The sequence below is a fragment of the Streptomyces uncialis genome (genome assembly GCF_001905345.1).
In the GTDB taxonomy this organism is placed as follows: domain Bacteria; phylum Actinomycetota; class Actinomycetes; order Streptomycetales; family Streptomycetaceae; genus Streptomyces; species Streptomyces uncialis.
This window is the reverse complement of record NZ_LFBV01000001.1, coordinates 1,832,318-1,845,702: the sequence shown is the minus strand read 5'-3', so window position 1 is coordinate 1,845,702 and position 13,385 is coordinate 1,832,318. Positions and strand designations below refer to the sequence as shown.

Below are 13,385 nucleotides of genomic sequence, written 5' to 3'. Positions count from 1 at the left end.
TTTGAACCCCGAACCCGGTCGCTGAGAGTCCGCAGACGGACGACAGCCCCAGGTGGGCGCCCCCAAAGGGGCGCGGGGAACTGCGCAAAAGACGAGGGCCCACCCGCACCCGAAGAGCGACCGCAACGGGGCAGCACCCAGGGGCGCGGGGAACTGCGCGAGCAACCACAAGCAACCCGCACCCGAACGGGAACCGCAAGGGGCGCGACCTAAGGGGCGCGGGGAACCGCGCACCCACGTCCGACCCGCACGGGAACAGGTACGCCCAGGTGTGGAACCCCAGGGGCGCGGGGAACCGCGCGAAAACGAGGGTAGGCCCGCACCCGAAGAGCGACCGTAATGGGGCAGCATCCAGGGGCGCGGGGAACTGCGCACCCCCGTCCGACCTGCACGGGAACAGGTACGTCCGGGTGGGGAACCCCAGGGGCGCGGGGTACTGCGCACCCCTCGGACGACGGCTCAGGGGGCCTCGGGGCGCGGGCGAGGGGGGGCCTGGGGCGGAAAACCGGGGCGGTGGGGTGGGGGGATCGACAGGATGGGGGGATGGTTCCTCTGATGGACGGCGACAGCGCACTCGTACTGGACCGCAGGACCGGCCCCCACGGCGAGGTGGCCCTGCGCAGACAGGGGCACCTGCTCCAGATCATCGCGAACGGCTGCTTCCTGATGGACACGTCGGACGGCCGCTCCGAGCGGCTTCTGGTGGACGCGGCGCGGGACGCGCTCCCCGGCGCGGGAGGCCACAGCCTGCTGCTCGGGGGGCTCGGCGTCGGCTTCTCGCTGGCGCACGCCGCCGCGGACCCCGCGTGGCGCTCCGTGACCGTCGTGGAGCGCGAGGCGGCGATCATCGACTGGCACCGGGCGGGCCCCCTCGCCGAGGTCTCCGCGACGGCTCTCGCGGACCCCCGTACCGAGATCCTGCACACCGATCTGCTGACCCATCTGAGGACCGCGGACCGCTCGTACGACGCCCTGTGCCTGGACATCGACAACGGACCCGACTGGACGGTCACCGAGGACAACGACGGGCTGTACACCCCGCAGGGTCTCGCGCTGTGCCGTGCGCGTCTGGCGCCCTCCGGCGTACTGGCCGTGTGGTCGGCTCGGCCGTCGCCCGATTTCGAAGGAACATTGCGGAATTCCGGGTTCCAAGGGGTCCGTACCCATGAAATCCCGGTCGCGAGGGGCGTACCGGACGTCGTGCACCTCGCGATCAGAGCTGGATAGCCCGCACACGCTCCGTGCCTCTAGTCTGCTGACCGGCGCGCGGACCATGTGCGTGCCATGCACAGCCATGGGATCACCCCACGGATTCCGAACAGCTCAGTCAGGGGCGGGCGATGGAGCACACACACACCTCGCAGCAAGGTAATACCCAGCCGGCGGGGGCGGGCGCCCAGCGTCGGGTGCTGGTGGTGGAGGACGACCCGACGATCGTCGACGCGATCTCCGCCCGGCTGCGCGCCGAGGGATTCCATGTGCAGACGGCCGGTGACGGACCCGCGGCCGTGGACACCGCCCAGGCGTGGCAGCCCGATCTGCTGATCCTCGACGTGATGCTGCCGGGCTTCGACGGGCTGGAGGTGTGCCGCCGGGTCCAGGCCCAGCGGCCCGTGCCCGTCATGATGCTCACCGCCCGCGACGACGAGACGGACATGCTGGTCGGGCTGGGGGTCGGCGCGGACGACTACATGACCAAGCCGTTCTCGATGCGGGAGCTGGCCGCCCGCGTCCATGTACTGCTGCGCCGGGTCGAACGCGCCGCGCTCGCCGCGACCACCCCCCGCAGCGGCACGCTCCGGCTCGGCGAGCTGGAGATCGACCACGCCCAGCGGCGGGTCCGGGTGCGCGGTGAGGACGTGCATCTGACGCCCACCGAGTTCGATCTGCTGGTGTGCCTGGCGAACACCCCGCGCGCGGTGCTCTCCCGGGAGCAGCTGCTGGCGGAGGTGTGGGACTGGGCGGACGCCTCCGGCACCCGGACGGTGGACAGCCATATCAAGGCCCTGCGCCGCAAGATCGGCGCGGAGCGCATCCGCACCGTGCACGGTGTCGGGTACGCGCTGGAGACCCCGACGCCATGAGCGGCCCCGCCGGTCGGCCCGGCCCGCATCTGACGGACGGTACGACGGGCGAGGCGGCGGGACTCGGTCCCGGCTCCGAGAAGCTGCGTCCGTTCTCGATCAAGACGAAGCTCGGCACGCTGGTCGTGGTGTCGGTGTTCATCACGACCGGGCTGCTGATGATCGCGGTGCGCACCGAGACGGAGCTGCGGTTCATCACCGTGTTCTCGGTGATCGCGACGCTGCTGATCACCCAGTTCGTGGCGCACTCGCTGACCGCGCCGCTGGACGACATGAACACGGTCGCCCGGTCCATATCGCACGGGGACTACACCCGGCGGGTGCGCGGCCACGACCGCAAGGACGAGCTGGGCGATCTCGCGACGACCATCAACCGGATGGCCGACGACCTGGAGGCCCAGGACCGCCAGCGCAAGGAACTCGTGGCGAATGTCTCGCACGAGCTGCGGACCCCGATCGCGGGGCTGCGGGCGGTGCTGGAGAACGTGGTGGACGGGGTCTCGGCCGCCGACCCGGAGACCATGCGCACGGCGCTGAAGCAGACGGAGCGCCTCGGCCGGCTGGTGGAGACGCTGCTGGACCTGTCCCGCCTGGACAACGGGGTCGTACCGCTGAGGGCGCGCCGTTTCGAGGTGTGGCCGTATCTGTCGGGCGTGCTGAAGGAGGCGAACATGGTGGCCTCGGCGCGGGCCGGGATCGCCTCGGGTTCCGGCAGTCACACCCGTACGGACGTGCATCTGCATCTCGATGTGTGGCCGCCGGAGCTGACCGGGCACGCCGATCCCGAGCGCATCCACCAGGTGGTCGCCAATCTGATCGACAACGCCGTGAAGCACAGTCCCCCGCACGGCCGGGTCACGGTGAAGGCCCGCCGGGGCACCGGCGCGGAGTCCCTGAGCCTGGAGGTCATGGACGAGGGGCCCGGTATCCCCGAGTCGGAGTGGCACCGGGTGTTCGAGCGCTTCAACCGGGGCCCCTACACCGATCCGGCGGGCGCCGTGGGCGGGGCGGCCGGCGGGCCCGGGGGGCCGCGGCCGGCGCCGCCGGGGCCCGGGGGCAGTGACGGCGGTACGGGGCTGGGGCTGGCGATCGCGCGCTGGGCGGTGGATCTGCACGGGGGCCGGATCGGGGTCGCGGAGTCGGCGCGGGGTTGCCGGATCCAGGTCATCCTTCCGGGGCTGTCACGGGGCCAAGGTTGACGTAGGGTTCGAGTCGACAGGCCAAGATCGTCGGGCTCGGGTGGCGGACGGACACGTTCCGCCCACCGTCCGGTCGGGTTCCGCCTCCGGGTGGCGCACGCGCGGACTGACACGATCCAGCACGGTCGGCCGCCGGACGACGCGGTGTCCTCACCCGTCCGTCGTGCTCCGGCGTGCCCTGACGTCCACCGCGCCACAGGCGAACCACGGTTGTTTCCCGCCATTTCGAACCCTGAAACACCCCTTCCAGTGTGACTTACGCGACGGATCAGCTGCCCCGCCTGCACTCCTGGCCCCGCAAGGCGTAGCCTTAATTCCCGCTGTCCATCATCTTGTGAAGCGGAAGAGGGCGGTTGCCGCCGTGTCGTCACAGTCCCCCAGTAATTCGAGCTCCCCCAGCCTTCGGCCAGGAGGCGCCCCCACAACCGAACGAGCAGGGCAGGGTCAGGACCCCGCCGCTGCTTTCGGTGCCAATGAGTGGCTCGTCGACGAGATCTATCAGCAGTACCTCCAGGACCCGAACTCGGTAGACCGCGCCTGGTGGGACTTCTTCGCCGACTACAAGCCGGGGGCAGCTGCCACCCCGGTCCCGGCGGATACCGCGGCCCCCGGTACGCAGGCTGAGAAGCCCGCCGCCGTGAGCCCGGCCGTCCCCAGCGCGTCGCCCGCACCCGCGGCCAAGGCTCCGGCCACGCCCGCGGCCCCGGCGAAGGGCGCCACCGCACAGGGTGCCCCCGCCGCGCCGCAGGCCAAGCCCGCCGCGTCCGCTCCCGCGCCCGCCAAGGCCGCTCCGGCGAAGGCGGCACCCGCCGCCGAGCAGGCGCCGGCCGCGGAGGCACCCGCGGGGCCGGAGTTCGTCACGCTGCGCGGCCCGTCGGCCGCTGTCGCGAAGAACATGAACGCCTCGCTGGAGGTGCCCACGGCCACGTCCGTGCGCGCCGTGCCGGTGAAGCTCCTGTTCGACAACCGCATCGTGATCAACAACCATCTGAAGCGCGCCCGGGGCGGGAAGATCTCCTTCACCCACCTCATCGGGTACGCGATGGTGCAGGCGATCAAGGCCATGCCGTCGATGAACCACTCCTTCACGGTGAAGGACGGCAAGCCGACGCTGGTCAAGCCGGAGCACATCAACTTCGGCCTCGCCATCGACCTCGTGAAGCCCAACGGTGACCGCCAGCTGGTCGTCGCGGGCATCAAGAAGGCCGAGACCCTGAACTTCTTCGAGTTCTGGCAGGCCTACGAGGACATCGTCCGCCGCGCCCGTGACAACAAGCTCACGATGGAGGACTTCACCGGCGTCACGGTCTCGCTGACCAACCCGGGGGGCCTCGGTACGGTCCACTCCGTGCCGCGGCTGATGCCGAACCAGTCGGTGATCATGGGCGTCGGTTCCATGGACTACCCGGCGGAGTTCCAGGGCACGTCCCAGGACACCCTGAACAAGCTCGGTATCTCCAAGGTCATGACGCTCACGTCGACCTACGACCACCGGGTCGTCCAGGGTGCCGCCTCCGGCGAGTTCCTGCGGGTCGTCGCGAACCTCCTGCTCGGCCAGGAGGGCTTCTACGACGAGATCTTCGAGGCGCTGCGCATCCCCTACGAGCCGGTCCGCTGGCTCAAGGACATCGACGCCTCGCACGACGACGACGTCACCAAGGCCGCCCGGGTCTTCGAGCTGATCCACTCCTACCGGGTCCGCGGCCATGTCATGGCCGACACCGACCCGCTGGAGTACCGCCAGCGCAAGCACCCCGACCTGGACATCACCGAGCACGGTCTCACCCTGTGGGACCTGGAGCGGGAGTTCGCGGTCGGCGGCTTCGCGGCCAAGTCGATGATGAAGCTGCGGGACATCCTCGGGGTGCTGCGCGACTCGTACTGCCGCACCACCGGCATCGAGTTCATGCACATCCAGGACCCGAAGCAGCGCCGCTGGATCCAGGACCGGGTCGAGCGTCCGCACAGCAACCCGGAGCGCGAGGAGCAGCTGCGCATCCTGCGCCGGCTGAACGCCGCCGAGGCGTTCGAGACGTTCCTCCAGACCAAGTACGTCGGTCAGAAGCGGTTCTCGCTGGAGGGCGCCGAGTCCGTCATCCCGCTGCTGGACGCGGTCATCGACTCGGCGGCCGAGTCCCGGCTGGACGAGGTCGTCATCGGGATGGCGCACCGCGGCCGGCTGAACGTCCTCGCGAACATCGTCGGCAAGTCGTACGCGCAGATCTTCCGGGAGTTCGAGGGCAACCTCGACCCGAAGTCGATGCACGGCTCCGGCGACGTGAAGTACCATCTGGGCGCCGAGGGCACCTTCACCGGTCTCGACGGCGAGCAGATCAAGGTCTCGCTCACCGCGAACCCCTCGCACCTGGAGGCCGTCGACCCGGTCCTCGAAGGGGTCGCGCGCGCCAAGCAGGACATCATCAACAAGGGCGGTACGGACTTCACGGTCCTGCCGGTCGCCCTGCACGGTGACGCGGCCTTCGCGGGCCAGGGTGTCGTGGCCGAGACGCTGAACATGTCGCAGCTGCGCGGTTACCGCACGGGCGGCACGGTCCACATCGTCATCAACAACCAGGTCGGCTTCACCGCCGCCCCGGAGTCGTCCCGCTCGTCGATGTACGCGACGGACGTGGCGCGGATGATCGAGGCGCCGATCTTCCATGTGAACGGCGACGACCCCGAGGCCGTCGTCCGGGTGGCGCGGCTCGCGTTCGAGTTCCGTCAGGCGTTCAACAAGGACGTCGTGATCGACCTCATCTGCTACCGCCGCCGCGGTCACAACGAGTCCGACAACCCGGCGTTCACCCAGCCGCTGATGTACGACCTGATCGACAAGAAGCGCTCGGTGCGCAAGCTGTACACCGAGTCCCTGATCGGTCGCGGTGACATCACGCTGGAGGAGGCCGAGCAGGCGCTCCAGGACTTCCAGGGGCAGCTGGAGAAGGTGTTCACGGAGGTCCGTGAGGCCACCTCGCAGCCGTCCGAGGTGCCGCTGCCCGAGCCGCAGGCCGAGTTCCCGGTCACGGTGAACACGGCGGTCTCCCAGGAGGTCGTCAAGCGGATCGCCGAGTCGCAGGTCAACATCCCCGAGCGGGTCACCGTCCACCCGAGGCTGCTGCCGCAGCTCCAGCGCCGTGCGGCGATGGTGGAGGACGGCACGATCGACTGGGGCATGGGCGAGACCCTCGCCATCGGCTCGCTGCTGATGGAGGGCACCCCGGTGCGGCTGTCCGGCCAGGACTCCCGCCGCGGCACCTTCGGCCAGCGGCACGCGGTGCTCATCGACCGGGAGACCGGCGAGGACTACACCCCGCTGCTGTACCTGTCGGAGGACCAGGCCCGTTACAACGTCTACGACTCCCTGCTGTCGGAGTACGCGGCGATGGGCTTCGAGTACGGCTACTCGCTGGCCCGTCCCGAGTCCCTGGTGATGTGGGAGGCGCAGTTCGGTGACTTCGTGAACGGCGCGCAGACGGTGGTGGACGAGTTCATCTCCTCCGCCGAGCAGAAGTGGGCCCAGACCTCGGGTGTCACGCTGCTGCTGCCGCACGGTTACGAGGGCCAGGGCCCGGACCACTCGTCCGCCCGCCCGGAGCGGTTCCTCCAGCTCTGCGCGCAGAACAACATGACGGTCGCGATGCCGACCCTGCCGTCGAATTACTTCCACCTGCTGCGCTGGCAGGTCCACAACCCGCACCACAAGCCGCTGGTCGTCTTCACCCCGAAGTCGATGCTGCGGATGAAGGCGGCGGCGTCGAAGGCGGAGGAGTTCACGACGGGCGGCTTCCGTCCGGTCATCGGTGACACCCGTGCCGAGGCGTCGGCGGTCCGCAAGGTCGTCTTCTGCGCCGGCAAGGTGTACTACGACCTGGAGGCCGAGCGGGTCAAGCGCGATATCACCGACACGGCGATCATCCGTATCGAGCGGCTGTACCCGCTGCCGGGCAAGGAGCTCCAGGCGGAGATCTCCAAGTACCCGAACGCCGAGAAGTACCTGTGGGCCCAGGAAGAGCCCGCGAACCAGGGTGCGTGGCCGTTCATCGCGCTGAACCTGATCGACCACCTCGACCTGGCGGTCGGGGCGGACATCCCGCACGGCGAGCGGCTGCGGCGGATCTCCCGTCCGCACGGTTCGTCGCCCGCGGTGGGTTCGGCGAAGCGGCACCAGGCGGAGCAGGAGCAGCTGGTCCGTGAGGTGTTCGAGGCGTAGCGCCTCTCCCCGGCGACGGTCGGGGTGACCGGGGCCCGGTGCCCCATCCGCTGGACGCGGGTGGGCACCGGGCCCCGGTGCGTGGTGCCCCCCGTACCCTGGTCGTACGTGCCGGTTTCCCCCTTCTGGAGCATGCGTTGTACTTCACCGATCGTGGTATCGAGGAACTGGAGAAGCGGCGGGGCGAGGAGGAGGTCAGCTTCGAGTGGCTCGCGGAGCAGTTGCGGGCGTTCGTGGACCTCAACCCCGACTTCGAGGTCCCGGTGGAACGTCTGGCGACGTGGCTGGCCCGTCTGGACGACGAGGAGGACTGACCGTCCGGGCGGTGCGGGTCGCCTTCGCTCGCGCTTCTGGGTCTGCCCGGGTGAGCGCACTTGTTCCTGTGCCGTCGCTCGTGGGGTGCGCAGTTCCCCGCGCCCCTGGGTCTCCTGTGCTGAGCGCGCTTCGTTCCTGAGCCGTCGCCCGGTGGGTGCGCAGTTCCCCGCGCCCCTATCGGGGGCGCCCCTTGCGGTGGGCCCTTCGCCCCCCGGCCCGCAGCCGGACGACGACAGCGAGGGGGCGCCCCGAAGGGGCGCGGGGAACTGCGCACCCACGGACGGCCCGCACGGGGAAAAGTACGGTCAGGGGGGCGTACCCAGGGGTGCGGGGAACCGGGCGCGTAGCCCGACCGTGCCCGTCGTGGCGAGGAGGCCGCCCGCCAGGACCAGGGCGGGGCGGCGCCGGTGAAGGCCCCAGAGGGCCATCGGCACGCCCAAGCCCACCTGCACCACGCACAGCGCCCGTACCACCGGCCCCCACCAGATCCCCGGATCGGCGTCCCCCTCCCCCACCGCCGCCCGCAGGGCGACCCGCAGGACGGGCATGGACGCCCCGGGGGTGACCCCGGGCGGCAGGACCAGCCCCGTCCGCGCGAGCACCGCGACCAGCCCGATCAGCCGGGCCCGCGCGTCCGCGTCCGAGTCGCCGCGGGTCAGTACGTCCAGCGCCTGGAGGTCCAGCACCGGATCGAGGCCGAGCCGCAGCGCGACGGTCCGGACCGCCTCGTCCTCCCCGACGGGTGTCCCGCCCGCGAGCCACTCGTACCCCACGGGCCGCCGGAACCCCGAGGCCAGCACGAAGCCGCTGTGCCCGGGGTCCCACCACAGCGCGAGCACCGGCCACGGTCCGCCGACGGCGAGCGCCCCGGCCCAGCCGGTCACCACCCGTTCCACCGGGTCGCCGCCCGTCTCCCGCCAGGGCGCGCCCTCCGGGACCAGTACGGTCCAGCCTTCCCCGGCCGCCGCGGCCCGCATCGGCTCACGGAGCAGCCGGGCGACCGGGGCCACGGTGTCGGGAGTGCCCCGGCACAGCAGCAGCGCCCCGGTGACCGGGGCGGCGTTCTCAGCGGCGGACGGCATGGCACCACGCTAGATCAATGCGTCAGATACGGCTCATCACCGGACAGAAGGGGCGTGCCCCTTGACCTCCGCGATCCGCGATATATCGTGTATTGGAAGAAGACGCGATATGGCGCGTCAATCCCGAACAGGGGAGGTCGGCACCATGTCCGAGTGGTCCGTCGCAGATCCGCAGAAGCTCACCTTCGACGCCCCGCTGACGGAGCTCCACGTGCGGCTCGTCAACGGAACGGTCAATGTCGTGGGCACCGAGAGCAGTTCCGCGCGGCTCCAGGTCTCCGAGATCGAGGGCCCGCCCCTGGTGGTGACCCATGAGGACGGCGTCCTGACGGTCGCGTACGAGGATCTGCCCTGGAAGGGCTTCCTGCGCTGGCTGGACCGCAAGGGCTGGCAGCGCAGCGCGGTGGTCTCGCTGACGGTCCCCGCCGGGACCCGGGTGGAGGTCGGCGTCGTCGGCGCGGGAGCGGTCGTCTCCGGCATCGAGGGGCGCACCGAGGTCAAGGGCATCACCGGTGACACCACCCTCGTCGCGCTCGCGGGCCCCGTCCGCACCGACACGGTCGCCGGGAACATCGAGGCGCACCGGCTGACCGGCGACCTCCGCTTCAACTCCGTGTCCGGCGACCTCACCGTCGTCGAGAGCTCCGGCTCCTCCGTACGGGGCGACTCCGTCAGCGGCTCCATGATCGTGGACCTCGACCCCACCGGCGGCCCCGCCGACATCAGCCTCACCAGCGTCTCCGGCGAGATCGCCGTCCGGCTGCCGCACCCGGCGGACGCCGAGGTCGAGGCGAACACCGCGAGCGGCAGCCTCTCCAACCACTTCGAGGACCTCCGGGTCAGCGGTCAGTGGGGCGCCAAACGGATCACCGGGCGGCTCGGCAGCGGCAGCGGAACGCTGAAGGCGAGCACCGTGTCCGGTTCGATCGCCCTGCTGCGCCGGCCGCCCGCCGACCACCACGACTCCCCGCCCGTACCCGACCCCGCCGCCGCGCCCACCGGGGACGGCACCGACCGGAAGGTGCTGTGACATGCCTCCTGTCTTCGCCCATGGCCGACTGCGTCTCTACCTCCTGAAGCTCCTGGACGAGGCCCCCCGGCACGGCTACGAGGTGATCCGCCTCCTGGAGGAGCGCTTCCAGGGGCTCTACGCGCCCTCCGCCGGCACCGTGTACCCGCGGCTGGCCAAGCTGGAGGCCGAGGGGCTGGTCACCCACACCACCGAGGGCGGCCGCAAGGTCTACTCGATCACCGACGCGGGCCGCGCCGAGCTGGCCGGGCGCAGCGGTGAGCTGGCCGATCTGGAGCTGGAGATCGGCGAGTCCGTCGCGGAGCTGGCCGCCGAGATCCGGGACGACGTACGCGGGGCCGCGGGCGATCTGCGCCGCGACATGCGCGCGGCGGCGAAGCAGGCCCGTACGTCCGGCGGCAAGGACTTCCCCGACCCCTCCGACCTGCTCGACGGGGCGTGGGGCGACAAGGAGGCGTGGCAGCGCGCGAAGGACGACATCCGGCGCGCCAAGCAGGAGTGGAAGGACCAGGCCCGGCGCGCCAAGGACGAGAGCCGACGGGCCCGGGACGAGGCCCAGCGGGCCCGCACCCAGGCCCAGGAGGCGCAGGCCCAGGCCCAGGAGCAGGTCCAGCGGATCGCCAGGAAGGTGCAGGAGCAGGTCCAGTCCCATTTCCAGCGCGGCGAGTGGCCGACCGGGGTGCGGGAGGGGCTGTCCGAGCTGGCCAAGGAGTTCGGCGACTTCGGCAAGGACTTCCGCTGGGGCGGCGGACAGCCGACGGCGGCCCCGGAGCCCCCCGTGCCCCCGCAGGACGCGCCGCCCACGAAGCCGGGCGGTCAGGTACCGGACTGGGCCGACGAGGAACCGTCGGGTGATCCGGCGCGTGATCTCGACCGGCTCCTCGACCGGTTCCGGGACGGCATCCGTGACACGGCCCGCGACCACGGGGTCACGGACGCGCAGTTCCGGGAGGCCCGTCGGCATCTGTCCGAGGCGGCGGCGGGGATCGCGGCGACTCTGCACCCCGGCGGGGCCCGTAGCGACTGACCTCCGCCCCGTCCGCGCGGGTGCGGGTCCCCGTGCGACGGGGGTCCGCACCCGCGCGGGTACTTGGCGGGCCCGCGCCCCTGGGTCCGTCCACCGGGGCGCACTTGCTCCCGTGCAAGTCGTTCGTGGGTGCGCGGTTCCCCGTTCCCCTTTGAGGCACGTCCTCCCCGTGGTGTCTTCGTCCGCGCGTGCAGACGAACGGCCACCGCGAGGGGCGCCCGAAAGGGGAACGGGGACGGCTCAGGCGGCCGTGCCGTACAGCACCCGTTCCAGCGCGAGCCGTTCGACGCCATGGTCGGCCAGGACCTCCGCGCCCACCCCCGGCCGGGAGGTCACCGCGAGCAGTACATGGTGGTCGCCGATCTCCCGCTCCCGCCGCCCCAGCGCGATCCGCAGCGACCTCGTCAGCACATCCTTGGACTCCGGGGCGAACAGCACTCTCCCGAACCACCCGCGCCGTCCGCCCGCGCGTCGGCCGGCGGACGCCAGTGCCCCCGCCCCGTGGCCGTCCTCGACCCGGGTCACCAACTCGTCCACGTCGATGCCGAACCCGGCGAGGGCCTCGGAGTCGGCGCGTGACAGTCCGCCGCGGCGGCGCGCGTCGTCCAGCGCGCGTTCCACGGAGTCCCGTCGCCGGTCGGCGCCCAGCGCGGCGAGCGCGAAGGACGCCCTGCTGCCCTCCCGGTCGAACAACGCGAGGAGCAGATGCTCCTCCCCCACCGTCCGTGCCCCGGCCCGTTCGGCGTGCCCGAGCGCGTCGACGACCACGGCCCGCGCGTCCTTGGTGAACCGTTCGAACATCACTGCCTCCCGTGCTTCTTGTGCACCGCTTGCCTGCTGACACCCAGTTCGGCCGCGATCTCCTGCCACGACCAGCCCTGCGCGCGGGCCGCGCGCACCTGGACGGCCTCCAGCCGCTCCAGCAGCCGGCGCAGTGCGGCGACCGCCCGGAGTCCGACCCTCGGGTCGCGGTCACCCGCCCGCGCGGCGAGATCCGTTGCTTCGGTCATGATGTCAACGTACATTGACACCCGGCACGCGTCAACCAAAATTGACAGCCGGAGCGCGGAGGCACCCCCGCACCGAGACGCGCGCTCCGGCTACACGGTCAGCACGATCTTCCCGAACTGGCCGCCCGCCTCCATCCGCTCGAACCCCTCCCGGGCCCGGTCCAGCGGCAGCACCTCGTCGATCACGGGGCGCACCCCCGCCGACGCGCAGAAGGCCAGCAGATCCTCCAGTTCGTCCTTCGACCCCATGGTCGAGCCGACGATCCGCAGCTCCAGGAAGAACACCCGGGTCAGCTCCGCGTGCGAGGGCGCGTCACCGCTGGTGGCACCGGAGATCACCAGCGTGCCGCCGGGCCGCAGGGACCTGACCGAGTGCGACCAGGTGGCCGCCCCCACGGTCTCGATCACGGCGTCCACCCGCTGCGGCAGCCGCGCGCCCGCAGGCAGCGCCTCCACCGCGCCCAGCTCCAGGGCCCTCGCGCGCTTGGCCTCGTCCCGGCTGGTGGCGAACACCCGCAGCCCGGCGGCCTTGCCCAGCACGATGGCGGCGGTGGCGACGCCCCCGCCGGCGCCCTGCACCAGGACGGAGTCCCCGGGCCGCACCCCCGCGTTGGTGAAGAGCATCCGGTACGCGGTGAGCCAGGCGGTCGGCAGGCACGCGGCCTCCTCGAACGACAGCCCGGACGGCTTGGGCAGGACGTTCCACACCGGTACGGAGACCTGCTCGGCGAAGGTGCCCTGGTACTTCTCCGTCAGGATGGACCGGCCCTCACGGGGTCCGACACCGTGACCGGTCTGGCCGATCACCGAGTGCAGGACGACCTCGTTGCCGTCCTGGTCCACCCCGGCGGCGTCACAGCCGAGGATCATCGGAAGCTTGTCCTCCGCGAGCCCGACCCCCCGCAGGGACCACAGGTCGTGATGGTTCAGCGAGGCGGCGCGGACATTCACGGTGGTCCACCCGTCCCGGGCCACCGGGGCGGGACGTTCCCCCAGCTCCAGCCCGTTCAGCGGGTGATCACGGTCGATACGAGCGGCATAGGCAGCGAACATGCCGCGACGATAGGCCCCACCCCACCCCCAAGGAACACCCCACCCCCGTGACACCCCGCACACCCACAAACACGCCCAGCCCAGCGGCCCCAGGGGCGCGACCCAAGGGGCGCGGGGAACTGCGCACCCACGGACGGCCCGCACAGGAACAGGCACGTCCAGGGGTGGAACCCTAGGGGCGCGAGGAACCGCGCACCCACCGAGCGACGGCACAGCAACGGAGTACGCCCAGCACACGAAACCCAGGGGCGCGGGGAACTGCGCACCCACGGACGGCCCGCACAGGAACGGAGTACGCCCACCCGGACAAACCCCAGAAGCGCAAGCGAAGGCGCCCCGCACAGGAACAACGCCCCAGGGAACGCCGAACGCCCC

At 71.5% G+C, this 13,385-nt stretch carries 11 protein-coding genes; 7 read left to right on the top strand and 4 right to left on the bottom strand.

The window, feature by feature from the left end:
• Positions 1–543: 543 nt before the first annotated feature.
• The 5 genes from AB852_RS07895 to AB852_RS39585 all read left to right on the top strand — a co-directional run bounded on the left by AB852_RS07895 (position 544) and on the right by AB852_RS39585 (position 7,807).
• Complete coding sequence (locus AB852_RS07895; RefSeq protein WP_245876635.1) at positions 544–1,227, top strand: spermidine synthase family protein; 684 nt, start codon at positions 544–546, stop codon at positions 1,225–1,227.
• A gap of 113 nt (positions 1,228–1,340) precedes the next feature.
• The gene (locus AB852_RS07890; protein ID WP_073784879.1) at positions 1,341–2,084 is read left to right on the top strand and encodes a response regulator transcription factor; all 744 of its coding nucleotides are present in this window, start codon (positions 1,341–1,343) and stop codon (positions 2,082–2,084) included.
• Positions 2,081–3,283: a HAMP domain-containing sensor histidine kinase gene (locus AB852_RS07885; RefSeq protein ID WP_245876634.1), complete on the top strand. Its 1,203-nt coding sequence runs from the start codon at positions 2,081–2,083 to the stop codon at positions 3,281–3,283. The genes AB852_RS07890 and AB852_RS07885 overlap by 4 nt, the downstream gene beginning before the upstream one ends.
• A 361-nt stretch (positions 3,284–3,644) precedes the next feature.
• Positions 3,645–7,493: a multifunctional oxoglutarate decarboxylase/oxoglutarate dehydrogenase thiamine pyrophosphate-binding subunit/dihydrolipoyllysine-residue succinyltransferase subunit gene (locus AB852_RS07880; RefSeq protein ID WP_073784877.1), complete on the top strand. Its 3,849-nt coding sequence runs from the start codon at positions 3,645–3,647 to the stop codon at positions 7,491–7,493.
• A 137-nt stretch (positions 7,494–7,630) separates the two neighbouring features.
• On the top strand, positions 7,631–7,807 hold the full coding sequence (locus AB852_RS39585) for a DUF6104 family protein (protein ID WP_099284549.1): 177 nt from the start codon (positions 7,631–7,633) through the stop codon (positions 7,805–7,807).
• Positions 7,808–8,113: 306 nt separating this feature from the next.
• Here the strand turns inward: AB852_RS39585 and AB852_RS07870 are convergent, their stop codons facing one another.
• Positions 8,114–8,890, bottom strand: coding sequence for a hypothetical protein (locus AB852_RS07870; protein WP_073784873.1), 777 nt, complete (start codon positions 8,888–8,890; stop codon positions 8,114–8,116).
• Between the two features lie 145 nt (positions 8,891–9,035).
• Here AB852_RS07870 and AB852_RS07865 point away from each other — a divergent pair, with 145 nt between their 5' ends.
• The gene (locus AB852_RS07865) at positions 9,036–9,920 is read left to right on the top strand and encodes a DUF4097 family beta strand repeat-containing protein (protein WP_073784871.1); all 885 of its coding nucleotides are present in this window, start codon (positions 9,036–9,038) and stop codon (positions 9,918–9,920) included.
• 1 nt (position 9,921) lies between these two features.
• Positions 9,922–10,947, top strand: coding sequence for a PadR family transcriptional regulator (locus AB852_RS07860; protein ID WP_073784869.1), 1,026 nt, complete (start codon positions 9,922–9,924; stop codon positions 10,945–10,947).
• 240 nt (positions 10,948–11,187) lie between these two features.
• Here the strand turns inward: AB852_RS07860 and AB852_RS07855 are convergent, their stop codons facing one another.
• The 3 genes from AB852_RS07855 to AB852_RS07845 all read right to left on the bottom strand — a co-directional run bounded on the left by AB852_RS07855 (position 11,188) and on the right by AB852_RS07845 (position 13,010).
• Entirely contained in the window at positions 11,188–11,748 is a 561-nt protein-coding gene (locus tag AB852_RS07855) for a Clp protease N-terminal domain-containing protein (protein ID WP_073784867.1), read from the bottom strand.
• Positions 11,748–11,957 carry a helix-turn-helix domain-containing protein gene (locus AB852_RS07850; RefSeq protein WP_073784865.1) on the bottom strand — a complete coding sequence of 70 codons (210 nt, stop codon included), beginning with the start codon at positions 11,955–11,957 and terminating at the stop codon, positions 11,748–11,750. Before AB852_RS07850 ends, AB852_RS07855 begins: the two co-directional genes overlap by 1 nt.
• Before the next feature lie 90 nt (positions 11,958–12,047).
• Entirely contained in the window at positions 12,048–13,010 is a 963-nt protein-coding gene (locus AB852_RS07845) for a zinc-binding dehydrogenase (RefSeq protein ID WP_073784863.1), read from the bottom strand.
• Positions 13,011–13,385: the final 375 nt, after the last annotated feature.